This is a genomic window from Mesorhizobium sp. B1-1-5, assembly GCF_006443065.1.
Lineage (GTDB): Bacteria > Pseudomonadota > Alphaproteobacteria > Rhizobiales > Rhizobiaceae > Mesorhizobium.
This window is the reverse complement of the sequence record NZ_VFWS01000004.1, coordinates 64,617-90,470: the sequence shown is the minus strand read 5'-3', so window position 1 is coordinate 90,470 and position 25,854 is coordinate 64,617. Positions and strand designations below refer to the sequence as shown.

Sequence of the window (25,854 nt, the reverse complement as noted above, 5' to 3'; positions counted from 1 at the left end):
ACGGCCTGTCGGAACTCTGAAGGCAGAGTTAATCACCTAAGCAAAATACTCCTGCAGCGGCCGCACCTCCAAGTTCCCCGCCCGCAGCGCCGCAATCGCCTCCGCCACCGCTGCCGCACCCGACAGCGTCGTGTAATACGGCACCTTCTGCATCAGCGTGGCGCGGCGCAGCGATTTCGAGTCCGATACCGCCTTCTGGCCGTCGGTGGTGTTAAAGACGATCTGGACCTGGCGGTTGCGGATGGCGTCCTCGATGTGGGGGCGGCCTTCGAGCACCTTGTTGATCTTTTCGGCCGTCACACCGTTCTCGGCGAGGAAGCGGGCGGTGCCGGAGGTGGCGAGCACTTTAAAACCCTGGCCGGCGAGGCGTTTCACGGCCGGCAGGATGCCCTTCTTGTCCTCGTCGCGCACGGAGACGAACAGCGTGCCGGCGCGGGGGAGATCGACACCCGCTCCGAGCTGGCTCTTGGCGAAGGCCAGCGCAAAGTCGCGGTCGAGGCCCATGACCTCGCCGGTCGAGCGCATTTCCGGGCCGAGCAGGATGTCGACGCCGGGGAAACGGGCGAAGGGGAAGACGGCTTCCTTGACCGCGATGTGGCCGGGCCGCCTAGGATCGGGCATGGCGCCGTAATGGGCGAAGGCGTTTTCCAGCGTCTCGCCAGCCATGATGCGAGCCGCGATCTTGGCGATCGGACGTCCAATGGTCTTGGCGACGAAGGGCACGGTGCGCGAGGCGCGGGGGTTCACCTCCAGCACATAGACCGTGCCGTCCTTGATCGCATACTGCACGTTCATAAGGCCGCCGACATTGAGCGCGCGCGCCAGGGCCGCCGTCTGGCGCTCCAGCTCGTCGACGAGATCGGAGGGCAGCGAGTGAACGGGGAGCGAGCAGGCGCTATCGCCCGAATGGATCCCGGCTTCCTCGATATGCTCCAGAATGCCGGAGACGAAAGTATCCTTGCCGTCGCACAGGCAATCGACATCGACCTCGATGGCGCCGGAGAGATAGGTGTCGAACAGAAGCGGGTTCTTGCCGAGCAGCGTGTTGATCTGACCGGTCTTGTCGTTGGGGTATTTCTGCTTGATGTCCTCCGGCACCAGGCCGGGGACGGTGTCGAGCAGGTAGGTCTGCAGCATGCCCTCGTCATGGATGATCTGCATGGCGCGGCCGCCGAGCACATAGGAGGGGCGCACCACCAGCGGGAATCCTAGCTCGCCGGCGACGAGGCGGGCCTGCTCGACCGAATAGGCGATGCCGTTCTTCGGCTGGCTGAGGTTGAGCTTGTGCAAGAGCTTCTGGAAGCGGTCGCGGTCCTCCGCTAGGTCGATCATGTCGGGCGAGGTGCCGAGGATCGGGATGCCGGCCTTCTCCAGCGCGTCGGCCAGCTTCAGCGGCGTCTGGCCGCCGAACTGGACGATGACGCCGACCAGCTCGCCCGAGGCCTGCTCGGCGCGCAGGATCTCCAGCACGTCCTCCGCCGTCAGCGGATCGAAATAGAGCCGGTCGGAGGTGTCGTAGTCGGTCGAGACCGTCTCCGGGTTGCAGTTGATCATGATCGCTTCATAGCCGGCGTCGCGCAGCGCGAAGGCGGCGTGGCAGCAGCAATAGTCGAACTCGATGCCCTGGCCGATACGGTTCGGGCCGCCGCCGAGGATCACGACCTTCTTGCGCGACGACACGCGCGCCTCGTTGGCAGGCTCGCCGACGAAGGGCACTTCATAGGTCGAGTACATATAGGCGGTCGGCGAGGCGAATTCGGCGGCGCAGGTGTCGATGCGCTTGTAGACCGGATGAACGTCGAGCTTTTGCCTAGCCTTCTGAATCACTTCCGCGTCGGTCTTCGTCAGCGAGGCGAGGCGGGCGTCGGAAAAACCCATCGCCTTCAGCATGCGCAGATTGACGGCGTCCTGCGGCAGGCCATGCTCGCGGATGCGTTCCTCCATGGCGATGATGGCGGCGATCTGCTCGAGGAACCAGGGGTCGATCTTGCACATGGCATGCACGTCTTCCAGCGAGGTGCCCATGCGGATCGCCTGCGCCACCATGCGCAGCCGGTCCGGCGTCGGCGTGCCGAGTGCTGCGCGGATGGCGTTGCGGTCGTCGACATGGCTTGCGGCGGTGCTCCCGTGGCCAAGGCCCGGAATCTCGATCTCATCCAATCCGGTGAGACCCGTTTCCAGTCCACGCAAAGCCTTCTGCAGCGATTCCTGAAAAGTGCGGCCGATGGCCATCACTTCGCCCACCGACTTCATGGCAGTGGTCAGCACCGGCTCGGCGCCGGGGAATTTTTCAAACGCAAAGCGCGGGATCTTCGTCACCACGTAGTCGATGGTCGGCTCAAACGAGGCCGGGGTCGCGCCGCCGGTGATATCGTTCTCCAGCTCGTCCAGCGTGTAGCCGACGGCAAGCTTGGCCGCGACCTTGGCAATCGGGAAGCCGGTGGCCTTGGAGGCAAGCGCCGACGAGCGCGAGACGCGCGGGTTCATCTCGATGACCACCAGCCGGCCGTCGGCCGGGTTGACGGCGAACTGCACGTTGGAGCCGCCGGTCTCGACGCCGATCTCGCGCAGCACCGCGATCGAGGCGTTGCGCATCATCTGGTATTCCTTGTCGGTCAAGGTCAGCGCCGGCGCGACGGTGATGCTGTCGCCGGTGTGCACGCCCATCGGATCGAGGTTCTCGATCGAGCAGATGATGATGCAATTGTCCGCCTTGTCGCGGACGACCTCCATCTCATACTCCTTCCAGCCGAGCACACTCTCCTCGATCAGCACCTCGGTGGTGGGCGAGGCATCGAGGCCGGACTGGACGATGTCGTAGAATTCGGCGCGGTTGTAGGCGATGCCGCCGCCGGTGCCGCCCATGGTGAAGGAGGGGCGGATGATGGCCGGCAGGCCGACATGGTCGAGCGCCTGGGCGGCGATCGCCATGGCGTGGCTGATATAGCGCTGCTTGCGGTCGCCTTCGCCGAGATTCCAGCGGGTTTCCAACGCATCGAGGGCGGCGTCGAGGTTTTCGGGATGTTCGGCCTTCAGCGCGGCGCGCTCGGCCTCATGCGTCTTGCGGTCAGCGTTCTTGACGTCGGTGGCGTTGGCCAGCATCGACTTCGGCGTCTCCAGCCCGATCTTGCTCATCGCCTCGCGGAACAGCGCGCGGTCCTCGGCCTTGTCGATGGCATGAGCGTCGGCGCCGATCATCTCCACTTGATAGCGCTCGAGCACGCCCATGCGGCGCAGCGACAGCGCGGTGTTGAGCGCGGTCTGGCCGCCCATGGTCGGCAGCAGCGCGTCCGGCCGCTCCTTGGCGATGATCTTGGCCACCACTTCGGGCGTGATCGGCTCGATATAGGTGGCGTCGGCCAGCTCCGGATCGGTCATGATGGTGGCCGGATTGGAGTTGACCAGGATGACGCGGAAACCCTCTTCCTTCAGCGCCTTGCAGGCCTGGGTGCCGGAATAGTCGAACTCGCAAGCCTGGCCGATGACGATGGGGCCGGCCCCGATGATCAGGATCGACTTGATGTCGGTGCGTCTTGGCATGTCTGCGGGTTCCGTTCGGCGAGCAGCTTGCACGAAAAACCGGGCGGGAAGGACCCGGCCGGTTGTGCTTGCGATTCTGGTATCAGGCTAGGAGGGCCTTATAGGGAAGAGTTTTGGCGGATGTAACCCCGAAAATGAGGGAGTAGGGTGCAGGCAGCAGGCAGTAGGCAGTAGGCAGTAGGCAGTAGCCAGTAGCCAGTAGCCAGTAGCCAGCATGTGGGTTCGGAGCCTATTGCCTAATCCCTACTGCCTACTGCCTGTTCACCCAACGCCACCTGATCCGTGATCTCGAAGCGCTCGGACACGCCGATGCGGATCATGTTGAGGCTGCCTTCGCGGGTGAAGCGGAATTCGTCGGGGGAGTCGGAGCCGGCGGGCTTGCCGTCGTGGAAATTAATGAGGCGCGTGCCGCCGTCCGGCCAGGTCACGGTCACGACGCTGTCGCCGCCCTCATGCGCGACACTGATTTCGCAGCGGGTCATCGGCTGGCCGACATGGCGGGCGCAGGGGATGCCGGCGTCCAGGGTGTCGGACCCGGCGCTGGCCGAGGCCGCGAAGGCGAGGCCATACGCGTCCTGCATGGCGGTCCTGCCGATCTCGGCCGCAGATGGCGGCTCGGCCGGCTCCCCGCCACCCAAGCGCGCCGCGATGTCAGGTTGCGGCTCCTCGGAAGGTTGAGGCGCCGCGGCCGCCGGCGCGGCGGCATCTTCAGGCGCCGGCGCAGGGTTGTTGGGGCTAAGATAGCGGGCGGGCGCCCAACCGACGATATGCGCATCCCGCGCATCCTCGACCTTGCACCAGGGATAGCCGTTGACGACGTTACAGCCGAAATTCTTGACGGCCGTGCCGTTGGGCAGCCGCGCCGCCACTTTTCCACTCGGCGAAGCGGTGACGCGGATGTTGAGGAGATCGTCCGGCGCCAGGCCGCCGATAATCGAAACGATCGGTCCCGGCGCATCCTGGGCCATGGCCGGCAGGGCCGCAAGCAGCGAGGGAACGGCGAAGAGTGCCTTCAGCGTCAGTCGGAGCGTAGTTTTGCGCTTCATCTTTGGCTGCATTTTTCCGAGTCGCGCCCAGGGCCAAAGGGAGCTCCGACCGCAAGGCGATGGGTTATAGTCGGCGAGACCGCGGGATGTCATGCTGAATTTTAGCGGAATTGTGAGGCCCAGGGCACGCGCAGATCGTTCAGGCCGAAACCTCGATCTCAGACGTGCCGACCGCCGGCAGATCCTTGTCGCCGTCAGCCGCGGCGATCACGCTGTCGAGCAGGCCGGGAAAGCGCTTGTCGAGGTCGTCGCGGCGCAGCGTTATAAGTCGGCTGGTGCCTGCCGCCTCGCTGCGGGTGACGCCCGCCTCGCGCAGCTTGGCGAGGTGGTAGCTGAGATTGGTCTTGGAGGCGAGGTCGAGGAACTTGCTGCAGTTCATCGGCACGCCTTCCTTGCGAGCCAGATAGCGGACAATGGCAAGCCGGGTCGGGTCGCCGAGCACGGCGAGCACGATCGGCAGGCTGATCTGGTCGGCGGTTGGATGGGGCAGGCTCATGGCCCAGAATTAAGCATAAACGGCACGAACTTCAACGCGGCTTCCTTTTCTGCCGACAGACATTAGCCTCTTCCCTTTCGGCCCGTCCTGACACAGGGCTGTCAGCAGGGTTCAGCTATTTTCTGCCGGCTCGGTTGACATCATGCCCTGTTATGTCCAATTGTTCAATAACTTTTGAACTAAGGACGGTTCCCCATGGACAAGCGGATCTTCTGGCTTGCGCTCGGATCGTTTGCGATCTCGACCGAAGGCTTCGTCATCTCCAGCCTTCTTCCCGATATCGCGACTGACGCCGGCATATCCGTGCCGCTCGCCGGCTCGCTGATCACCGCCTTCGCGCTCGCCTATGCGTTCGGCGCGCCGGTGCTGGCGACGCTGACCGGCGAATGGGACCGGCGGCGCGTCATCTTATGGACGCTGGTGTTCTTCGTCCTTGGCAATGTTGCTGCCGCGCTCAGTTCGTCCTTCGAGGTGCTTTTGATCGCCCGCATCGTGATGGCGCTGTCGTCCGGCCTGTTCGCGGCGACCGCGCAAGGCACGGCAGTGGCGCTGGTCGACGACCACCATCGGGCGCGCGCCATCGCCGTCGTCGTCGGCGGCACCACTGTGGCGGTTGCCGTCGGCGCGCCGCTCGGCGCGCTGGTAGCGGCCATTGCCGGCTGGCGCGGCACTTTCTTCGCCATTGCCGGGCTCGGCGCGCTGGCCGGTGCGATCCTTTGGTACCGGTTGCCGCGCGGCATCGTCGGCACCAAGCTGCCGCTGAGGGCGCGGCTGGCGGCGGCAGTGCGGCCCGGCGTGATGCCGATCCTGCTGACCACGGTGCTGGCGCTGATCGGAGCCTTCACCGTCTTTGCCTTCATCGCGCCCTTGGCCATAGAAGGCGGCGGGCTCTCTGCGATCGCGCTGCCGGGCATGCTGCTCGCCTTCGGCGTCGGCGCCGTCATCGGCAACATCGCCGGCGGACAGGCCGCCGACCGCTTCGGCGCCACCCGAACCGTCGCCTGGTCGCTGGCGCTCTCCGCCGCGATGCTCGCCACCTTCTCGCTGATCCCGACCTTCCTGCCGCAATCGATCGCCGGGCCGGCGCTGATGGGTATGATGGTGCCGTGGGGCATTGTCGGCTGGGCCTTCCCGCCGGCGCAGGCGAGCCGCATCATAAAGATCGCGCCGGATGCCGCGCCCATCGTGCTGTCGCTCAATGCTTCGGCGCTCTATCTGGGCGTCGCCCTGGGCGCGGTGGTCGGCGCCGCAGTGCTGCGCTTCGGCGCGCCGGCCGATCTCGGCCTGATTGCGGCGGTGTTCCCGATCATCGGCCTGGGCGTCGTGCTTGCCGGCCGGATGTTGGCCCGCCCCGTGGCGATGCCGGCGGAATAAAGCTGCCCATGGAGACTGACTGGCGGCCTGGCGCCAAGGATCGTTTCTTCGTCTGTTTTTCCGACAAGTCGGCGGCCGCATGCATTGTCCAATGTAGCGCTGGTCGACCCCCACTCCGTCTCGGCTTCGCCGAGCCACCTCTCCCCCGATCGACGGGGTAGAGGAAGGCGCCAAGCCTTTTGCCGTCAACGCCCGTCCAGCAACGCTCCCTTCCTTTCCCTCCGGAGGGAGGAAAAGTGGCGCTGCGAAGCGGCGACGGATTGGGGGAACCACGTGGCAATCAAACCTCAGATCGATCAGTCACGCCGGTCACAGAAGATGTGCATAGCGTAGCCACCTTCGCGGGGCGAGGAACCAGCGTTTATACCGGTCGCCACATCTGCAGGATCGAGGCGGCCAGCAACAGGCCGAGCACGATGTTGAGCGCGCGCCACTGGCGCTCCGTCTTGAGCAGGCGGGCAAGCAGGGTTCCCGCCACGCACCACAGCGACAGCGAGAAGGCTGCGGTCAGCCCGAACACGGCGCCCAGCAACAGCGCAAGCTGCAACGGACCATCCGCCAGTGCCGCGAAGGATGCGGCGGCGCCGAGCCCCATCGCCCAGCCTTTCGGATTCATCCACTGGATGCCGGCGCCGCCGAAAAAGCTGTTCGGCCTGGCCATGCTGATGTCGAGATTGGGCGGGCCGCTGCGGCCGATCTTGATCGCCAGCCAGATCAGATAGAGCGAGCCGGCGATCTTCATGGCAAGCTGCAGGGATGGCACGGCGGTGAGCAGGCCGGCGAGGCCCGCCGCGCCCGCGGCCGCCACGGTAGCCAGCCCCGCGGCGCTCCCGGCCATCAGCGGCACCGACCGGCGAAAGCCGAATTGCGCGCCCGACGCGGTCGATAATGTCGTGGCGATGCCGGGCGTCGAGGTCGAGATCAGCGCGAACAGGACCAGCGGGATGATGGTGTCGGACATTCGGGCTTCCCAATCGAGGAGCTGGCATGCTTAGGCGCTTCGCGGCATCAGTAAATGCAATGTTTGATATGGTTTGCATTAGCGATTATAATTCCAGCCATGATCCGCGACCTCGACACGACCCTCATCCGCACCTTCGTCACCACCGCGGACAAGGCCAGCATGACGGCGGCGGCCAATGCGCTTCACCTGACGCAAGGCGCTGTCAGCCAGCAGGTCAGGCGGCTGGAGGAGGTGCTCGGCCAGAGCCTGTTCGAGCGCGACCGCCGCGGCCTCAAGCTGACGCGGCCCGGCGAGCGGCTGCTCGACAAAGCCCGCCGCCTGCTGCAGCTCAACGATGAGATCCTTGCCGAGATCAGGGGAAGGGCGGTTGCCGGGCAGGTGCGGATCGGCGTGCCTTACGACCTCGTCGGCACGTTGCTCGCGCCCGTGCTGAAGGCCTATGCGGAAGCCTATCTGCAGGTGGAGATTTCGCTGATCTGCGCGTCCTCGCCGGAACTCGCGGCGGCCCTGGCGGCGGGCACTATCGACCTTGCCGTCATCGAGGAGCGTGTCGGCCCGACCCTTGGCGAATGCCTGCTCGTCGACCGGCTGGTCTGGGTCGGCGCAAGAGGCGGGGCGGCACGCCTGAAGCGGCCGCTGCCGGTTTCGATCGTCGCCGACACCTGCGCCTTCCGACCGGCGGTGCTGACAGCGCTCGGTGAGCAGGGGCTCGACTGGCGCACAGTGTTCGAGAACGGCAACATCGATGCCACGACCGCGACGGTGCGCTCGGACCTCGCGGTGACCGCGTGGCTTGCCTCGACGGTCCCGGCCGATCTCGACATATTGTCAGACGCAAGCCTGCCGGCGCTGCCGAATTTCTCCGTCAACCTGCATCTGCCGAAACATGCCACCCGACCGGCGGCGCGAGAGTTTGCGGCACATATCCGCAAAGGCTTGGTTAGGCGGAGCGAGGCGGCCTGAAAGTCTCACTCCGCTGGAGTGTCCGTCTCGGCGCTGCGCCGAGACAGATGTTCCAGCCGGCGACAACTTCCCCAAATTCTACTTCCAGTTCTTGCGCCGTTCGAGCTCGGCTTCCGAAGGCTCCTGCTGGGCAAACGAGCCCGTACGGATTTCGCCTCCGCGCTCATAGGTCGCCATGATGACGCCGGTGGTGGAAGCCTGCGATTTGACGAGCTTGAAGGCCGCCGGCATCGCGTCGTCGCCGAACAGCCGCTTGCCCTTGCCCAGCAGCAGCGGGAAGGTCATCAGCCGGATCTCGTCGATCAGCCCGTTGGCGAGCAGGGTCTGGATCAGATTGCCCGATCCCTGGATGAGCAGGTCGGGTCCATCTTCCTGCTTGAGCTCCTTGAGCCTTGCAACGACATCCGGTCCGAGCGACTGCGTGTTCTGCCAGGTCAGCGTATCCGGCCGGTGCGTCGCCACATATTTGACCGCGGGGTTGAAGACAGCCGCGATCGGATCGTTCTGATACGGCCAGTACGCGGCGAAGATATCGTAGGTTCTGCGGCCGAGCAGCAGGTCGAACGGCTTGGAGAACATCTCCTCCATGGCCGCGCCTGCCACCTCGTCAAAATAATGGAAGGTCCAGCCGCCGAATTTGAAGCCGCCGACCGGATCCTCTTCCGGCCCGCCCGGCGCCTGCATGACGCCGTCGAGGCTAACGAATGTGGCGGCGATGATCTTGCGCATCTGTCTTCTCCCTTTCACGATCCGCGCCGTCGCGGCCGGATTTCTGCCTAAAGCATTCGACGCAATTCCTGACGGAAAACCGCTTCGCACTTTTCCTGGAATTGCTCCAAGGACGAACGGCAAGGCTGCTCTCCGACACAGCCCCACGAATTTTTAGCGCGTGTCGCCGGCGCGAATGGCGCGTGACGAGAACCAGACCTCACCGGAGACGGCGGTGGCGGTGCGGTCGGGCGCCTTGTCTTTCCTCAGCCAGATCGAGCGCGTGCGCGCGGCGCGCTCACGTGTCGGTATTTTCGCGCCCGGCCCGGCAACGGAGGCGCCGACGCAAGGGATGAACCAGGAGCCCATGAAGGGCCGGCAGGCAAAGCCGTTTTCCAGGCGCATTACGACCACCGCGAGGCCGACGGTTTCGGAGGGACGCCACGGAAAGATCATGCGGCCGCCGGGCTTCAGCGCTTTCAGCCACGCGGCGGGCGGCGCGACGACGCCGGCATTGACATAGATGATGTCGGAGGGCGGCAAAGGGTTGGCGACGGCGTCGCCATGGATCACCTCGATGTTTCGGTACCGGGCGAGGTTCGCCTTGGCGCGCGCGGCAAGGCCGGCCTCGATCTCGAAGGCGGTGACGCCGCCGCCCGGCTCGACCAGCCTCGCCAGAAGCGCCGTGTAATAGCCGGTACCGGCGCCGATATGGGTGACGTGCTCGCCCGGCTTCGGCTCGACCTTGCCGAGCCACATCGCGTGCAGCATCGGCTCGCCATTGTTGATGCCCTTGTCGGCATCGAGCACGACGAGGACATTCTGGTAGATATAGCCAGGATCGGCGCTTGGCGTCTGGAACCGGCCTTCGCCGGCAAAGACGGTCCATGGCCCCGGACCCAGGAAGGCCTCGCGCGGCACCGCGGCGAACGCCTCCTCGATGCGTGGATCGGCCGACCGGGCGTGCGCAGCCATCAGCCTGGCGTAGAATCTGCGGGCTTCGTCCGGTTTGGCCATGGCGCGAAGATAGCGCGGCCGGCGCGAATGTCGCGGTCAGCCGGCGACCGTGTCGTAGAGGAGCTTGAAATTGAGAACGAGGATGACGGCGGCAACCACCCAGGCCAGCGCCGCAACGCCGCGCGGTATGGCGAAATTGCCCATCTTCTTCTTGTCCGACACGAACTGCACCAGCGGCACCACCGCGAAGGGCAGCTGCATCGACAGGATCACCTGGCTGAAGACGAGCAGCTGGCCGGTTCCCTTCTCGCCATAGAGTGCCGTGACGACCACCACGGGGATAATGGCAATGCCGCGCGTCACCAGGCGCCGCGTCCATTGCGGGATGCGCAGGCGCAGGAAGCCTTCCATCACGATCTGGCCGGCGAGCGTCGCGGTGACGGTCGAGTTGAGGCCGGAGGCAAGCAGCGCGACGGCGAACAGGATCGAGGCAATGCCGAGGCCGAGCAGCGGCGAGAGCAGCTCGAAGGCCTGGCCGATCTCGGCGACGTGGTGATGGCCGGTATCGTGGAAGGCGACCGCTGCGACGATCAGGATCGACGCATTGACGAACAGCGCCAGGATCAGCGCGATGGTCGAGTCCGTCGTCGCCCATTTGATGGCGTCGCGCTTGCCGGCATCGGTACGCTCATAGGCGCGGGTCTGCACGATCGAGGAATGCAGATAGAGATTATGCGGCATGACCGTCGCGCCGATGATGCCGATGGCAATGTAGAGCATCGCCGGATTGGTGACGATCTCGGGCGAGGGCACGAACATCGAATGCAGGATCGTGCCGGCCGGCGGCGCGGCGACGAAGATCTGGATGGCAAAGCAGCCGAAGATGATGATCAGCAGCGCGACGACGAAGGCCTCGAGATAGCGGAAGCCCTTGTTCATCAGCAGCAGCACAAGGAAAGCATCGAGCGCGGTGAGGATGGCGCCGCCGATCAGCGGGATGCCGAACAGAAGCTGCAGCGCAATCGCCGTGCCGATCACCTCGGCGAGGTCGCAGGCGATGATGGCCAGCTCGCAGGCGATCCAGAGCAGCAGATTGACCGGGCGCGGATAATAGGCGCGGCAGGCCTGGGCGAGGTCGCGGCCGGTGGCGATGCCGAGACGTGCGGCAAGCGCCTGCAGCAGGATCGCCATCAGGTTCGACAGCATGATGATGAAAAGCAGCGTGTAGCCGAACTGGGCGCCACCGGCGAGGTCGGTCGCCCAGTTGCCGGGGTCCATATAGCCGACGGAGACCATGTAGCCCGGCCCCATGAAGGCGAACAGGCGGCGGAACCAGACGCCGGTCCGCGGTACCGCGATCGAGGCGTTCACCTCGCGCAGGCTCGGCTGCTCTTCGTCGGGCCTGTCGAATCGCCATGCGGGTCGGGCTACGGTTGCTGCATCGGCATCGGACATGGGATTTCCGCTGGAATTGTCGAATATGCCTCTTATCTACGCCATGGCTCAACATTATGCAATATGCTATATTTCATTGATCATGCTTTCGTGATGAGCCGAGACAAGGCTGGCGGCGGGCTGCCGCAAACGCCGGTTGCGCATGAGCGGGAATGCAAATAAACGGCCGGACCATCAGGGGTTCGTGTTATGGATGCGGTCCCCGATTCAAGGAGGAGCGCGGATTGGCGCTGAGGAACAAACCGGTTCGACGCGAAGAGCCGCTTCCCGATGCCGAAATCCATTCGGAGGGTTTCCGGCAGACGCGCGAGGCGCGCCGTAGCGCGCTGGTCGAGGACTATGTCGAGCTGATCGCCGACCTGATCGAGGACGGCAATGAAGCGCGGCAGGTGGATATCGCGGCAAGGCTCGGCGTCGCGCAGCCGACGGTGGCAAAGATGCTGACCAGGCTGTGCGCCGACGGGCTGGTGTCGCGAAAGCCCTATCGGGGTGTGTTCCTGACCGAGGCCGGCCGCAAGGTCGCCGAGGAAAGCCGGATCCGGCACCAGACGGTCGAGGCGTTCCTGCGCTCTCTCGGCGTCAGCGCCGAGACGGCGCGCATCGACGCCGAGGGCATCGAGCACCATGTCAGCGCCGAAACGCTGGAAGCTTTCCGCCGGGCGATGACCTCCGCTCGTTGAGCTCAGGCCCGATACGGGAATAGCGCTACAGGACGCAAAGTGTCGGTTCCGACCTCGCGAAAAATACTGACTTGACGTATTCGTTGCGATAATTGTCGGCAGGGGGCGGTGGCATGCCGGTCCCTCCAGGACATTCGTGTCGCGAGGAGTTGCCATGCTTTGGAGAGGCCGTCGTCAGAGCGACAACATCGAAGACGAACGCAGCGACAGCGGCGGCGGGCCTGGCGGCGGACTGGGCGGCGGTGGCCAGTTCCGCATCCCCATCGGCGGCCGTACCGGTGGCGGCGGCAGCATCATCCTGGTTATCCTTGTCGTGCTCGCAGGATGGTATTTCGGCTTCGATCCATCGCAGATCCTGGGTGACGGCAGCGGGGGCCTGGTGCCGGGAGGCGGCGGCCAGATCTCCGACACACAGGACAATGGCAACGCGCCCGCCAATGACGAGATGAAGCAGTTCGTCGCGACCGTGCTTGCCGATACCGAGGACACCTGGACCGGCATTTTCAAATCCCAGGGCCTGACTTACGAGGATCCCAAGCTGGTGCTGTTCAGCGGCCAGGTTCGTTCGGCCTGTGGCTTCGCCTCGGCGGCGGCCGGGCCGTTCTACTGCCCAGGCGATCGCAAGGTCTATCTCGACATGACCTTCTTCCAGCAGCTCGACCAGCAGTTCGGCGCGTCCGGCGAATTCGCCCGTGCCTATGTGGTGGCGCATGAGGTCGGCCACCATGTGCAGAACCTCACCGGCATCATGGGCAAGTTCAACCAGATGCGGCAAGGCATGAGCGAGGCCGACGCCAACCAGCTGTCGGTGCGCATCGAGCTTCAGGCCGATTGCTTCGCTGGTGTCTGGGCACATTACACGCAGCAGAAGGGCATCCTGGAGCAGGGCGATATCGAAAGCGCGCTGAACGCGGCCAAGCAGATCGGCGACGACACGCTGCAGAAGAGGATGCAGGGCTATGTCGTGCCGGAAAGCTTCAACCACGGCACCTCGCAGCAGCGGCAGACGTGGCTGGCGCGCGGCATCAAGAGCGGCAAGCTGTCCGACTGCAATACGATGGGCGGTCCGATCTGACCCGACCCTACCGCTTCCTTGGCGGCGAGGATCGGCGATCAAAGGCGGCTGGCAAGTGATGTCAGGATGAGGCAATTGCCATCGTTCGCGTATTGTTCCTGTAGGCGACGTCGCCTATAAGATGCCTCCCGCCTTTGCCCCCGGGCGGCCTGAGGAGATTATCATCATGATCGACCCCAAAACCGCCAGGCGGGGCCTTGCGCTCGTTTTCACCACGCTGCTGCTCGATATCATCGGTTTCGGCATCATCATGCCGGTGCTGCCGGCCTATCTGGAGGAACTGAGCGGCGTCAGCGTCAGCCAGGCCGCGATCGAGGGCGGCTGGCTGTTCTTCGTCTATGCGGCGATGCAGTTCGTCTTCGCGCCGATCATGGGCGGCTTGAGCGACCGCTTCGGGCGGCGGCCGATCCTGCTTGCCTCGGTGCTGACCTTTTCCATCGACAACCTGATCTGCGCCATCGCCTGGTCCTATCCGCTGCTGTTCATCGGCCGCGTGCTCGCCGGTGTTTCCGGCGCCAGCTATTCGACGACATCGGCCTTCATCGCCGACATCTCGAACGACGAGAACCGGGCAAAGAATTTCGGCCTGCTCGGCATCGCCTTCGGCGTCGGCTTCGTCATCGGCCCGGTGCTGGGCGGTCTGCTCGGCACGTTCGGGCCGCGCGTGCCGTTCTATTTCGCCGCAGCACTTGCCTTCGTGAATTTCCTGATCGCGATGTTCCTGCTGCCCGAGACGCTGGACGAAAAGCATCGTCGCCGTTTCGAATGGAAGCGCGCCAATCCGGTCGGCACGCTCATGCAGATGCGCAATTATCCGGGCATCGGCTGGATCGGGCTGGTGTTCTTCCTGATGACGCTCGGCCATATGATGTATCCGGCGGTCTGGGCGTTCGTCTCCAACTACCGCTATGGCTGGAACCAGCAGCAGATCGGCTTCTCGCTCGGCGCCTTCGGCCTGTGCGGGGCGATCATCATGGCGACGGTGCTGCCGCGGATCATTCCCAAGATCGGCGAGTGGAGGACGGCGGCGATCGGGCTGACCTTCACCGCGCTCAGCGCCTTCGGCTATGCGTTTTCGACGCAAGGCTGGATGATCTATGCGGTCATCGTGGCCGGCTGCCTGGAGGCGCTGGCCGATCCGCCGCTCAGAAGCCTCGCCGCCGCCAAGGTGCCGCCCTCGGCGCAGGGCGAATTGCAGGGCGCGATGACCTCGATCTTCTCGATCACCTCGATCATCACGCCGCTGCTCTACACCGCGATATTTTCCTGGTTCACAGGCCCGGCGGCGCCGGTCGTGTTCGGCGGCGCGCCCTATGTGCTCGGCGCAATTTTCCTGACGCTTGCAGTGATCGTCTTCGTGACGAAAGTTGCCAAGCCGACGCCGAAGGAAGTCGAGCGCATGCACACGCAGGAACCGGTGACTGACGCGGCGTGAGGCGCTCGATATTCAGGTGAGGCCGGCCTGCAAATGGCGGCCTGCCGCGTTGGCTGTTAGACGCGTTCAGCCAGCGCTTCCTCGCCGCGGCGTTCGCGGATGAGGTTGACGAAGCGCCGGAACAGGTAGTGCGAATCCTGCGGGCCGGGCGAGGCCTCGGGATGATGCTGGACCGAGAACACTGGACGGCCGGTCAGCGCGATGCCGCAATTCGAGCCGTCGAAGAGCGAGACATGGGTTTCCTCGACGCCTTCGGGCAGCGAGTCGGCGTCGACGGCGAAACCGTGGTTCATCGAGACGATCTCGACCTTGCCGGTGGTGTGGTCCTTGACCGGATGGTTGGCGCCGTGATGGCCCTGGTGCATCTTCTCGGTCCTGCCGCCGAGCGCCAGCGCCAGCATCTGATGGCCGAGGCAGATGCCGAACACCGGGATGTCGGTCTTCAAGAGGTCCTGGATCACCGGCACGGCATATTCGCCGGTCGCTTCCGGATCGCCGGGGCCGTTCGACAGGAAGATGCCGTCCGGCTGCATGGCCATAATCTCCTCGGCGCCGGTCTTGGCCGGCACGACGGTGACCTTGGCGCCGAGGCCCGCAAGCAGGCGCAGGATGTTGCGCTTGACGCCATAGTCGACGGCCACGACGTGCATGGAAGGCTCGCCCAGCTCGCCATAACCCTCGTTCCAGATCCAGGGCGTCTCGCGCCAGACCGAAGACTGGCCCGACGTGACCTCCTTGGCGAGATCGAGGCCGATCAGACCCGACCAGGCCGCGGCCTGCCGCTTCAGGTCCTCGATGTCGAAGACGCCGTCGGGCGCATGCGCGATGACGGCATTGGGCATGCCCTTCTCGCGGATCAGCACAGTCAGCGCGCGGGTGTCGATGCCGGACAGCGCGACGATGCCGCGCCGCTTCAGCCACTGGTCGAGATGGCCGGCGGCGCGATAGTTCGACGGGTCGGTGACGTTGGCCTTGAAGATCGCGCCGACAGCGCCGGCGCGGGCGGCTGGATGCAAATCCTCGATGTCCTCGTCATTGGTGCCGACATTGCCGATATGCGGGAAGGTGAAGGTGACGATCTGGCCGGCGTAAGACGGATCGGTGAGGATTTCTTCATAACCGGTCAGCGCGGTGTTGAAGCACACTTCCGCAACCGCCGATCCCGTGGCGCCAAGGCCGCGGCCTTCGATCACCGTGCCGTCGGCGAGCACCAGAAGGGCGGTCGGCTTTTCGGTTGCCCACGGGGCGGTGGTCGTGGCCATGGCGGCACTCCTGTCAGGCGCGGCAATCGGTCGGGAGGACCATTTGCGCAGCAAGGCGCGAAGCTGGATTGCCCGGCTCCCACGCGTCAACTCATTGTCTCATGCAGGACCGAGTACATAGGCGAACGCGCCGGAGCGGTCAATGCGGCGCCCCCGGACCACGGCCGATTTGCTTTCGTCCAGCAATATCAGCGGCTTGCCGGAATTTGCGTTGACCGTTCGGCAAAGCTATTGTCCGCCGCATTCGAAGGAGAAGCACGATGCGCGAGAAAATCGCCGAATCCATGAAGAGCGCGATGAAGGCGCAGGACAAGCACCGCCTGCCGACGCTGCGGCTGATCCAGGCCGCCATCCACGATCGCGACATCGATAATCGCGGCGCCGGAAAGCCGCCTGCCGGCGAGGAGGAGATCCTGCAGATCCTCGCCAAGATGGTGAAGCAGCGCGAGGAATCCGCCAAGGCCTTCGAGGACGGCAAGCGGCCGGAGCTGGCGGCGCAGGAGCGCGGCGAGATGGAGATCATCCGCGAGTTCCTGCCGACGCAGCTCGACGACGCGGCGATCCAGGCTGCGGCGCGCGAGGCGATCGCGGCGACAGGCGCCGCCAGCCAGAAGGACATGGGCAAGGTGATCGGCGCGCTGAAGCAGAAATATGCCGGGCAGATGGACTTCGCCAAGGCAAGCGCCATCATCAAGGGGTTGCTGCAATAGACGACGGTCTCAGTCCTTGCAGATCGGCACCGGCTGCGGGGGCGGCGCCGGATGATCCTTCCTGTACTGGACGATGATGGGCTCCAGCATGTTCTTCGGCCAGAATTTGGGAGTGCCGATCTCCTTCAGGCAGGAGGCGTTCCAATAGGTGCCCGCGTTTGAGAGCGCCTGGCCGGCGGCCTTGGCCCGGGCGACAGCGGCGATGTCGCGCGATTCCGGATAGATGTAGAGCGTCGTCGGTTTGTTCTTCACGAGGGGGATGATCTGCTCGGCGTCGGCGGGCGACCAGCTGGTGCAGCCATTGCTGCGGCCGCCGGCATAGTTCACCAGCTTGCCGAACGGAACGAGGCCGTCATGGTCGGCATAGGAGCTTTGCGGGCTCTTGCGCATGCACAGGCCCTTCAAGATCGCGGCCGGATGGCCGCCGATCACGCGCTGCCTGGCGTTCGCCGCTTCGCCTTCGCCGTCGAATTGGATGAAGCTGCGCATGAACACCGCGTTCTGCGCGCCGACACGGTAGTAGCCCTTGAAGGACGTCTTGGTCTCGGCCGTCATATAGGCGCCGCCGGCTGTCAGCGCCGAGTCCATGGCATTGCCGAAATTCTTGGCGCAGCGCCTGCCGTTGGAAAAATCGGCAACGCCTTTCAGGTTGCGGCCGCCGCCATGGCCCGAGGAAACCGCGCGGAAGAGCTGCTTGCTTTCACAAATGGTGTAGTAGCGCTGGCCAGGCACGCTGTTGCCCAAATCCCCGGGACGCGTGGCATCCATGGCGAAGTAGCAGGGGTTGCTGACCGAACCTTCGTTGACCTTCTTCTGGTAGAGCGCGCGCGCCCGCTCCAGCACGACCTGAGAGATCTGGCCTTCGCCGTCGCCGACATGGCGCTGCAGCCAGTCGGGAACGGTCGACGGCCGCAAGGCCGCAAAAGAGCTGACCGATGCCGTCAGGGCGGCCAGGATCGCGACAAGGCAGAAGATGGCCGCGCCCCGCGGAACAGATCTCAACCGCACCCTCTTGCCCCTCCCGTCGAAATGTCTCGTACCCGTGAATCAGCATGGACGATTATAGAAGGTCTCGCACGCATCGGCGAAACACTTCTAGTTTAGCGACGCCTTTTGGAGGTCGGATTTTCGGCCCGCTTCGATTGAGCTATGATCTGATTCCGGCGCGCCCACGCCTCCTCCCTCCGTCGGGAAGCATCATTCATGCAGGGCAGTTTATCACCGAACCAACTGTTCGAGCGCCAGGCATAAGGAGGGGTTGTCAAGACTGCTCGCGGCAGGAGGTTTTTCGATGCGGTTTTCCGCACCCGTCTATCATCTGAAGCGCCAGGCGAGACTTCTGTCCCGCAACGAAAATGTGCCCCTCCACCAGGCGCTCGACCGCGTTGCCGCCAAGCAAGGCTTCGGCAGTTGGAGCCTGCTTGCGGCTAAGGCCGCCGAGGCTGCGCCAGCCGGCGCCTTGTTGGCGCGGCTGATCCCCGGCGACATGGTCCTCGTGGCGGCGCGGCCGGGGCAGGGCAAGACGCTGATGAGCCTCGAACTTGCCGTAGCCGCCATGAAGCAAGGCAGTCGCGCCGTATTCTTCACCCTGGAATACATGCATGCCGATATCCTCGATCGGTTCCGTGACATCGGCGTCGACCCAGCCGATTTCAACCGCCTGTTCGAGTTCGACAATTCCGACGCCATCAGCGCCGCCTACATCATCGAGGCGTTGCGGGCGGCGCCGCGCGGCACGCTGGCGGTCATCGACTATCTGCAACTGCTCGACCAGAAGCGGGAGAATCCGGAACTCATGGTCCAGATCCGCGCCTTGAAATCGTTTGCCCGGGAACGGGGACTGGTGCTCATCTTCATCTCGCAGGTCGACAGGTCATATGATTCCGCCCGGAAAGCATTCCCGGATATCGGCGATATCCGGCTGCCGAACCCGCTCGACCTGTCGCTGTTCGACAAAGCCTGTTTCCTGAACAAGGGCGAAATCCGGTTTCAGGCGACTTGAGAGCGATCCGTATCGCTTCTATGCCGGTCTCGACAGGGAAGCCAAGAATGATCGAAATCGTCAAACCCGCGCTCGAACATTTGCCGTCCTACAAGGCGGCGCTCGAGCGCGGATGGTCGCCCGACAATGTGCGGCTCCTCGAAGCGACGCGCGAGCAGCTCGAGGCGATCGAGAAAGATCCCGTCGAATTTCTCGCCGGCCTTGACGACCCCGAAGCGAAGGGGCCGCCCATCGCGTTGCCCGACGGCACCGAGGTCGCGCGGCTGCCTGGATTCCGGCGCTGGATCTGGGACGGCGAGGCCGCCGGCTCGATCGGCTTTCGCTGGCAGAAGGGCACCTCGGAGCTGCCCTCGCATGTGCTTGGCCATATCGGCTATGCGGTGGTGCCGTGGAAGCGCAACCGCGGCTATGCCACCGAAGCGCTGCGGCTGATGCTGGACGAGGCGAGGGCGGTCGAGCTCGATCATGTCGAGATCACCAGTGATCTCGATAATCCTGCATCGCACAAGGTGGTGCTTGCCAATGGCGGCAGGCTGGTCGGGCGGTTTGCCAAAATTGCAGCCTATGGCGGCGCAGAGAGCCTGAGGTTCCGAATCGATCTTTAAAGCGCATCGCGCTGAAACAGATTCAGGCGACGCGCTTTAAATCTTTGTTTTGATGCATGTCGTTGTCCCAGAACCGCTGCATACTTCTGAGCGACATGCATTAAATTATTCCGCGGCCGCCGGCAGCGGCGGCGTCGCGCGGCTGCGCCATTCCCAGGTCTGCGAGGCAAAAGCCACCACGACCGCCACCAGCATGGCGAGCACGCCGGCCAGCGGCAGGCTGCGATAGCCCAGGCCGGCATTGAGCATCGCCGCGCCCAGCGAGGCAGCCAGCGCGATGCCGACATTGAAGCCGGACGGGATCAGCGAGGAGGCGAGGTTGGAGGCATCGGCCGTCCAGGCGAGGATGCGCGTCTGGATCGGCGCGCCGATGGCGAAGTTGAGACCGCCCCAGACGACGATTGCCGCGACCATCGGCACCGGATAGGGGCTGACGAGGTAGATGACGCCAAGCGTCACCGCCTGCAGGGCAAGCATGACGACCAGCGACGGCATCAGCTTCCAGTCGGCGAGCTTGCCGCCGACCAAGACGCCGATCGTGGCCCCGACGCCATTGAGCAAAAGCACAAAGGGGATCAGGCCCTCGTCGAGGCCCGTGACCTCGAGCAGCATCGGCGTGATGTAGGTGAACAGCGCAAACTGGCCGATCATCAGCATCAGCATCAGGATCAGCGAGGTCCAGACCTGCTGGCGGCCGAGCACGCGAACTTCGCGCGCCAACCCGGCTGGCCGGTTGGCGGCGCCCGCCGTGCGCGGCAGCAGCGCCAGCATGGCGACGATCGCGACGAGGCCCAGCGCGCCCATTACCCAGAAGGTCGCGCGCCAACCCCACAGGCTGCCGATCGCGGTGCCGGCCGGCACGCCGATGATATTGGAAACCGTCAGCCCCGAGAGAATGACCGCTACCGCCCGGCCGCGCTGGTCCTCGCGCACCAAGCTGACCGCAACCACCATGGCGACACCGAAATAGCAGCCATGCGCCACGGCAGTCGCGACCCGCAGCAGAAGCATCGAGGCGAAATCGGGCGCCAGCGCGCAAGCCGCCTGGCCAAGGGTGAAAGCGATCGTGAGCCCAATCAGCAGCGTCTTGCGCGAGACCTTGCCGGTGGCCAAAGCCAGCAACGGGCCGCCGATCGCAATGCCGCAGGCATAGCCGGAGACGAGATAGCCGGCGGTGGGCACCGAAACGCCGAGGCCCTGCGCCACCTCCGGCAGCACGCCGGCGATGACGAATTCGGTGGTGCCGAAGGCGAAGGCGGCAAGGAAAAGGGCAATCAGCGGCAGCATGGTTCAAAATATAGGCGAGGAATGCACGTCTCAAACCATGCCTGTGCGGGCGCGGCAATGCAGAAATTGGCGATGGCGCTTTAGCTTTTCTTGACGGGACGCATCAAAGTCGGCCTGTCGCCGCGACTACGCTGCCTTTTTGCGCCCGTAAGGGATCTTCAGCCAGGCCCGTTCGTGCAGGTAGTAAAGCAGCGACTTGGTGACCACTTCGGTGAGCCCGATCGTGGCGGCGAGCTTGATGCTGCCGGTGACCACCAGGGAGATGATCATTGTGTCGATCGTGCCGGTGACGCGCCAGGAAAGCGCCTTGGCGAAGCTGCGCGAATGCGTGTCCATCGACGGATCGTCCTCCCAACAGGTCCACAGGCGTTCCTTAGCCGACGGAAGCGAGGATGAGCAAAGACTTATTTTTTCGGAAGGTCCCGATCGCCTCAGCTGGCCTTCAGCCGCGAACCGCCGAGCAGGCCGCGCTCCTCGAGCACCGGATAGGCGATCGAGGCGAGCAGCGAGTTGATCTGCTTCAGGTCGCGGATGGTGTCGAGGTGGATCGAGCTCGTCTCGACGCTCTTGGCGGTGCCTTCGCGCAGGCGCTCAAAATGGCTGGCGCTGGTTTCCTTCTCGCGTTCGCGCAAGAGATCCTTTTCCAGCACCAGCTGGCGCGCGGTTTCCGGATCGCGCGAGACCAGCACGTTGAAGGCAAGCCGCGCATTGGCGAGCACCGAGGAATGGAAGGCGCAGAGCTCCTGCCAGCCTTCAGGCGTGAATTCCAGGCCGCGCTCCAGCTTCTTCCTGACATGCACCAGCATGTTGCGCACGATGATGTCGCCGACCTGCTCCAGCTTGACGCAGGCGCCGATCAGCTCCTGGCACCGCAACGCCTCATCCTCGGTCAGCGGGTTCCTGGTGATCTTGGCGAGATAGAGTTTTATCGCCGCGTGCTTCCTGTCGACGCGGTCGTCGAGCGCGGCCAGCGCCTTGATCTTGTCCGTGTCGGCGCTCTCGTAAAGCTCGATGATGCGCTTCAACATGATCTCGACCGTCTCGCAGACCCGCACCACCTCGCGCGTCGCATTGGCCAGCGCCTGGCTCGGCGTGTCCAACGCGCTTTCATTGAGCGCCGACAGTTCGACGACATCCAGCGTGGCGGCCGGCTCCGGCACGGCTCCGAGCGCAACGATCTTCTCCGAGACGCGATAGACGAGGCCCGCCAGCGGCAGTCCGGCGAGCAGGATGATCACATTGAACAGGATGTGGGCGTTGACGATCTGGTCCGGAACAGTGGCGCCGAGGAAACCGATAGGCAGCTTCAGCGTCATGAACAGGATCAGCATGACCAGCGAGCCCACGCCGCGCATCAAAAGGTTCCCGATCGGTACGACGCGGACGCCCGGATCGGCGTTGCGGGTAAGCAGGGGCGCGATGATCGAGGAGCCGAGATTGACGCCGAGCACCAGCACGATGCCGAGCTCGGGAGGGATAAAGCCGCGCCCGGCCAGCGTCACCAGGAGCAGCACGGCGGCGATCGAGGAATGGAACAGCCAGGTAACCAGCGCGGCGAGCAGGTAAGCGGTGACATAGTCGCCGGAGAAATAATTGACGATCAGCGGCATCAACTGGCTGTTGCGCAGCGGTTCCGACGCCTGACCGATCATCTCCAGCGACAGGATCAGCAGGCCGACGCCGATCAGGATACGGCCCATCTGCCGCCAATCACGCCGCTCGGTGGCCATGAACATGACCGTGCCCGCGATCAGGCAGAGCGGCACCAAAAGCGTCAGATCGAAGGTGAGCAGCTTGGCCACCAGCGCCGAACCGATCTCGGCGCCGCGCACTGCCAATTGCCCGGCGGCGCCCGAAACGATGCCGGCGCCGGCGAAGGAGCCGACCAGCAGCGTCACCGCGGTCGAGCTCTGCAGCGCGATCGCCAGCCCGCAGCCGGCCAGCACCGCCATGACCGGATTGCGCATGGTGGCGCGCAGCCGGTGGCGCAGCACGTCGCCATAGGCGCGCTCGACGCCCGTCTTCACCATGCGGGTGGCGAACAGCATCAGCGCCACCGCGCCGGCAAGGTGCAGGAGGACGACGGAGCCGCTCACAGCCAAACTCGCGAGGTGGCATCAGGGGTGCGGAGAGGGGTACGAATCTTAGTCATTTCAACGGGTCGAAATATACCAGATAAAATTAGCCGAATAATAGATTTTTCTGATGCGATGATCGTCTCGGCTCGGCGGCGCATGTCGGAAATGAATGTAGGAAGCATTGGTTGCATGCGCCTGCCGGCAGCGCTTCGCCTCATATCGCCCAACGCTCGGCCGCGTGATCCGACGCGTTGTTGAAGCGGCTGGTGCAAGCCTCGGAAAACATTACAGAATTGTAATTCTGGCGTTCAGTTTCGGTTCATTCATTGGCGGCTATTCCTCTGCGTATCGACAACAAGGAATACCGACCATGAAGCGTCTCATACTTTGCGCCGTCACCGCCTCGATGCTGGCCGCTACGGCCTTCTCCGGCCAGGCCGCGCCGCTCGCCCAGCCGAGCACGCCGCAGTCGAGCTACATGCAGGTCGACTGGCAGAAGCCCGGCAGGCATATCGACAAGCGCGTCATCGTCAAGAAGAAGGTGGTAAGGCGCAGCCATTGGCGCAGCGGCCAAAGATATTCCAACTGGAAGCGTCACCAGCCGCTCCGCGACTGGAACCGCTACGGCCTGCGCCGCCCTGGTCCCGGCCAGGAGTGGATCCGCGTCGGCAACGACTATTTGCTGGTCAGCATCCTCTCCGGCATCGTCTTCGGCGCGATCGCCGCTCAGTAATCCGCGACAATCCGCAAATCCGGTAGGCGGCCGCCCGGCCGCCTTCTTTTCGTCTGTGAAAAGCGGGTACGACGGGCCGGATGGGGTCGCCGTGCCCGGGCGGCTTGATTATATGGAGGGCAAACGAGTTCCCCGATGCGCTTTCCGCCCGCCTTCCTCGACGAGATACGCGACCGCGTGCCGATTTCGCAGGTCATCGGCACGCGCGTCGCATGGGACAGGAAGAAGACCAACGCGTCGCGCGGCGACTACTGGGCCTGCTGTCCCTTCCACGGCGAGAAGAGCCCGTCCTTCCATTGCGAGGACAAGAAGGGCCGCTATCACTGCTTCGGCTGCTCGGTTTCGGGCGACCATTTCAAGTTCCTCACCGAGCTAGACGGATTAAGCTTCCCCGAAGCCGTCGAGAAGATCGCCGAGATGGCCGGCGTGCCGATGCCGGTGCGCGACGAACAGGAAGAGCGGCGCGAGAAGGATCGCGCCAGCCTGACCGACGTCATGGAAATGGCGACCGCCTTCTTCCAGGAGCGGCTGCAGAGCGCCGACGGCGCCAAAGCCCGCGCGTATCTGCGCGACCGCGGGCTGACACCGGCGACGCAGCAATCGTTCCGTCTGGGCTATGCGCCCGACAGCCGCAACGCGCTCAAGGAGCATCTTGCCGGCAAGGGCGTGCCGAAGGCCGATATCGAGGCCTGCGGCCTGGTGCGGCACGGCGACGACATCCCGGTCTCCTACGACTGGTTCCGCGACCGCATCATGTTTCCAATCCCGGATTCGCGCGGCAAGATCATCGCCTTCGGCGGGCGCGCGCTGGCGCCCGACGCGCTCGCCAAATACATGAATTCGCCGGAGACGGAGCTCTTCCACAAGGGCAACGTGCTCTACAATTTCGCGCGCGCCCGCAAGGCGTTGGCCAAAGGCGGCACGGTGATCGCCGTCGAAGGCTATATGGACGTGATCGCGCTGGCGCAGGCCGGCTTCGAGAACGCCGTGGCGCCGCTCGGCACGGCGCTGACCGAAAACCAGCTCGAGCTTCTGTGGCGCATGGCGCCCGAGCCGGTGCTGTGCTTCGACGGCGACCAGGCCGGGCTGAAGGCGGCATGGCGTGCCGCGGATTTGGCGCTCCCCTCCGTGCAGGCCGGGCGCTCGGCACGTTTTGCGCTGCTGCCGGAAGGCAAGGACCCCGACGACCTGGTCAAGGCCGAGGGACCGGACGCGTTCCGCGTGGTGCTGGCGGAGGCGCGACCGCTTGTCGACCTTCTGTGGATGCGGGAGACCGCCGGCGGCGTCTTCGAGACACCAGAGCGACGCGCCGAGTTGGGAAAAAGGCTGAGTGAACTCGCCAGCCGTATCCGGGACGAGAGTGTTCGCTACGAATATCAACAGGTGATGCGCGAACGGGTGCGGAGCTTCTTCGGAGCCCAGCGGAATGTTCGGCAAGGCCGTCAGGATTGGAAGCCGGGGCAGGGCAAGACGCCCGTGCCCGGCGGGCAGTTCGCGAAAGGTGGGGCGGCCGGCGGGCGCGCCGCGATCACCGAGAGCCTGGGTCGCTCGGCGCTGGTCAAGCGGGCCGGCGAGGGGATGTCGGTGCGCGAGGCGACGATTATCGTGGCGCTGGTCAACCACCCGGCGCTGATTGACGAGAATTTCGCGCATGTCGAATTCCTCGACCTCGCCAATTTGGATTTGCGCAAGCTCCACGCGGCCATTCTCGACGCCATGGCGCATGAAGCGGCCGACGAGCGCGGCGCGGTCATCGCGACCATCGAGCGCGCCGGCTGCGGCGGCATCTGGGAGCGGGCTGTCGAGTTGATCAAGCGCGCGCGGCAATGGCCGGCGCTGGAAACGGCGGCGCTTGACGATGCCCGCGACGCCTTCAACCAGGCGCTCCACTTGCAGCGCAGCGCCCGCACATTACATAGAGAGCTGAAACAGGCGCAGGCGGCGCTCGATGCAGACCCTTCGGACGAAAACTTCCGGCATCTCGTCGAGATTCAAGCGCAATTCAACGATGTGCAGGCAACGGAAGCGCTGATCGAAGGATTCGGCGTCTCGTCGGGCAGGGTTGGCCGCGTTTAGGCCGAACACCACCCATTGGAAGTGAAGTGGAAATGCGCGGCGCGTCGAATCGACGCCTCTAAGTCGGGTAATTGATTCGCTTTTTTCATGCGAATCATGCCAGAGGCGCTTGACCTTCTGGCAGATTGGCGGAATCAGGACGATTCGAAACGTTAACCGTGGCACGGCATCGACGGGAATTCGAGCGATGTGAGGCACCGGTGGCGACTGGACAGGCAAAGTGCCCGCTCCAGATATCAGGGTTAATCTGGACTTAATGCATGTCGCCCAAAAGTGGAAATCGGTTTGGGACAGAGACATGCACAAAACAAAAGAGATGACACGGTTGCTGGGCCGGTGAAAAGCGTTCCGGCGCGAGCGCGTCCAGCATAACCGGTACGGCAGTTTACGCGGCCTCGATATTCGGCC

22 protein-coding genes are annotated in these 25,854 nt (G+C 64.5%); 10 read left to right on the top strand and 12 right to left on the bottom strand.

Going from position 1 to position 25,854, the window contains the following annotated elements; all coding sequences use genetic code 11:
* Nucleotides 1–36 precede the first annotated feature (36 nt).
* The 3 genes from carB to FJ980_RS02955 all read right to left on the bottom strand — a co-directional run bounded on the left by carB (nt 37) and on the right by FJ980_RS02955 (nt 5,082).
* On the bottom strand, nt 37–3,540 hold the full coding sequence (gene carB / locus FJ980_RS02965; protein ID WP_140541457.1) for a carbamoyl-phosphate synthase large subunit: 3,504 nt from the start codon (nt 3,538–3,540) through the stop codon (nt 37–39).
* 236 nt (nt 3,541–3,776) lie between these two features.
* A complete protein-coding gene (locus tag FJ980_RS02960; protein ID WP_140541456.1) occupies nt 3,777–4,586 on the bottom strand; it encodes an SH3 domain-containing protein in 810 nt (269 codons plus the stop codon).
* Between the two features lie 139 nt (nt 4,587–4,725).
* Nucleotides 4,726–5,082 (bottom strand): helix-turn-helix transcriptional regulator, encoded by a 357-nt coding sequence (locus FJ980_RS02955; RefSeq protein ID WP_140541455.1) that lies wholly within the window; start codon nt 5,080–5,082, stop codon nt 4,726–4,728.
* Nucleotides 5,083–5,277: 195 nt separating this feature from the next.
* Between FJ980_RS02955 and FJ980_RS02950 the strand changes: the two genes are divergently transcribed.
* Entirely contained in the window at nt 5,278–6,456 is a 1,179-nt protein-coding gene (locus FJ980_RS02950; protein ID WP_140541454.1) for an MFS transporter, read from the top strand.
* Between the two features lie 361 nt (nt 6,457–6,817).
* Here the strand turns inward: FJ980_RS02950 and FJ980_RS02945 are convergent, their stop codons facing one another.
* Complete coding sequence (locus FJ980_RS02945) at nt 6,818–7,417, bottom strand: LysE family translocator (RefSeq protein ID WP_140541453.1); 600 nt, start codon at nt 7,415–7,417, stop codon at nt 6,818–6,820.
* Nucleotides 7,418–7,516: 99 nt separating this feature from the next.
* Here FJ980_RS02945 and FJ980_RS02940 point away from each other — a divergent pair, with 99 nt between their 5' ends.
* Complete coding sequence (locus tag FJ980_RS02940; RefSeq protein WP_140541452.1) at nt 7,517–8,383, top strand: LysR substrate-binding domain-containing protein; 867 nt, start codon at nt 7,517–7,519, stop codon at nt 8,381–8,383.
* Nucleotides 8,384–8,461: 78 nt separating this feature from the next.
* Here FJ980_RS02940 and FJ980_RS02935 read toward each other — a convergent pair whose 3' ends face one another.
* The 3 genes from FJ980_RS02935 to FJ980_RS02925 form a co-directional block, all read right to left on the bottom strand.
* Nucleotides 8,462–9,112: a dihydrofolate reductase family protein gene (locus FJ980_RS02935; protein WP_140541451.1), complete on the bottom strand. Its 651-nt coding sequence runs from the start codon at nt 9,110–9,112 to the stop codon at nt 8,462–8,464.
* A 153-nt stretch (nt 9,113–9,265) separates the two neighbouring features.
* The gene (locus tag FJ980_RS02930; protein WP_140541450.1) at nt 9,266–10,108 is read right to left on the bottom strand and encodes a protein-L-isoaspartate O-methyltransferase; all 843 of its coding nucleotides are present in this window, start codon (nt 10,106–10,108) and stop codon (nt 9,266–9,268) included.
* Between the two features lie 36 nt (nt 10,109–10,144).
* On the bottom strand, nt 10,145–11,503 hold the full coding sequence (locus FJ980_RS02925) for an Nramp family divalent metal transporter (RefSeq protein ID WP_140541449.1): 1,359 nt from the start codon (nt 11,501–11,503) through the stop codon (nt 10,145–10,147).
* 224 nt (nt 11,504–11,727) lie between these two features.
* Between FJ980_RS02925 and mntR the strand changes: the two genes are divergently transcribed.
* The 3 genes from mntR to FJ980_RS02910 all read left to right on the top strand — a co-directional run bounded on the left by mntR (nt 11,728) and on the right by FJ980_RS02910 (nt 14,693).
* A complete protein-coding gene (mntR, locus tag FJ980_RS02920; RefSeq protein WP_140541448.1) occupies nt 11,728–12,183 on the top strand; it encodes a manganese-binding transcriptional regulator MntR in 456 nt (151 codons plus the stop codon).
* Nucleotides 12,184–12,337: 154 nt separating this feature from the next.
* Nucleotides 12,338–13,258 (top strand): neutral zinc metallopeptidase, encoded by a 921-nt coding sequence (locus FJ980_RS02915; RefSeq protein ID WP_140541447.1) that lies wholly within the window; start codon nt 12,338–12,340, stop codon nt 13,256–13,258.
* Nucleotides 13,259–13,424: 166 nt separating this feature from the next.
* Complete coding sequence (locus FJ980_RS02910) at nt 13,425–14,693, top strand: TCR/Tet family MFS transporter (RefSeq protein ID WP_140541446.1); 1,269 nt, start codon at nt 13,425–13,427, stop codon at nt 14,691–14,693.
* Between the two features lie 56 nt (nt 14,694–14,749).
* Here FJ980_RS02910 and carA read toward each other — a convergent pair whose 3' ends face one another.
* On the bottom strand, nt 14,750–15,955 hold the full coding sequence (carA, locus tag FJ980_RS02905) for a glutamine-hydrolyzing carbamoyl-phosphate synthase small subunit (RefSeq protein ID WP_140541445.1): 1,206 nt from the start codon (nt 15,953–15,955) through the stop codon (nt 14,750–14,752).
* A 260-nt stretch (nt 15,956–16,215) separates the two neighbouring features.
* Here carA and FJ980_RS02900 point away from each other — a divergent pair, with 260 nt between their 5' ends.
* Nucleotides 16,216–16,665, top strand: a complete 450-nt coding sequence (locus FJ980_RS02900; protein ID WP_140541444.1) for a GatB/YqeY domain-containing protein — start codon at nt 16,216–16,218, stop codon at nt 16,663–16,665.
* A 9-nt stretch (nt 16,666–16,674) separates the two neighbouring features.
* Here FJ980_RS02900 and FJ980_RS02895 read toward each other — a convergent pair whose 3' ends face one another.
* Nucleotides 16,675–17,673, bottom strand: a complete 999-nt coding sequence (locus tag FJ980_RS02895; RefSeq protein ID WP_140541443.1) for a hypothetical protein — start codon at nt 17,671–17,673, stop codon at nt 16,675–16,677.
* Between the two features lie 283 nt (nt 17,674–17,956).
* Between FJ980_RS02895 and FJ980_RS02890 the strand changes: the two genes are divergently transcribed.
* Together FJ980_RS02890 and FJ980_RS02885 are read left to right on the top strand one after the other, a co-directional pair.
* Nucleotides 17,957–18,667, top strand: a complete 711-nt coding sequence (locus FJ980_RS02890) for a DNA helicase (RefSeq protein ID WP_140541442.1) — start codon at nt 17,957–17,959, stop codon at nt 18,665–18,667.
* Nucleotides 18,668–18,714: 47 nt separating this feature from the next.
* Nucleotides 18,715–19,272 carry a GNAT family N-acetyltransferase gene (locus tag FJ980_RS02885; protein WP_140541441.1) on the top strand — a complete coding sequence of 186 codons (558 nt, stop codon included), beginning with the start codon at nt 18,715–18,717 and terminating at the stop codon, nt 19,270–19,272.
* A gap of 105 nt (nt 19,273–19,377) precedes the next feature.
* Here FJ980_RS02885 and FJ980_RS02880 read toward each other — a convergent pair whose 3' ends face one another.
* The 3 genes from FJ980_RS02880 to FJ980_RS02870 all read right to left on the bottom strand — a co-directional run bounded on the left by FJ980_RS02880 (nt 19,378) and on the right by FJ980_RS02870 (nt 22,655).
* Nucleotides 19,378–20,559, bottom strand: a complete 1,182-nt coding sequence (locus FJ980_RS02880) for an MFS transporter (RefSeq protein ID WP_140541440.1) — start codon at nt 20,557–20,559, stop codon at nt 19,378–19,380.
* Nucleotides 20,560–20,685: 126 nt separating this feature from the next.
* Nucleotides 20,686–20,895: a DUF2061 domain-containing protein gene (locus tag FJ980_RS02875; RefSeq protein ID WP_140541439.1), complete on the bottom strand. Its 210-nt coding sequence runs from the start codon at nt 20,893–20,895 to the stop codon at nt 20,686–20,688.
* A gap of 95 nt (nt 20,896–20,990) precedes the next feature.
* Nucleotides 20,991–22,655 carry a Na/Pi cotransporter family protein gene (locus tag FJ980_RS02870; RefSeq protein ID WP_140541438.1) on the bottom strand — a complete coding sequence of 555 codons (1,665 nt, stop codon included), beginning with the start codon at nt 22,653–22,655 and terminating at the stop codon, nt 20,991–20,993.
* Nucleotides 22,656–23,007: 352 nt separating this feature from the next.
* Here FJ980_RS02870 and FJ980_RS02865 point away from each other — a divergent pair, with 352 nt between their 5' ends.
* Nucleotides 23,008–23,370, top strand: coding sequence for an RcnB family protein (locus tag FJ980_RS02865; RefSeq protein WP_140541437.1), 363 nt, complete (start codon nt 23,008–23,010; stop codon nt 23,368–23,370).
* A 135-nt stretch (nt 23,371–23,505) separates the two neighbouring features.
* The gene (gene dnaG / locus FJ980_RS02860; RefSeq protein ID WP_140541436.1) at nt 23,506–25,446 is read left to right on the top strand and encodes a DNA primase; all 1,941 of its coding nucleotides are present in this window, start codon (nt 23,506–23,508) and stop codon (nt 25,444–25,446) included.
* The last annotated feature ends 408 nt before the right edge of the window (nt 25,447–25,854 follow it).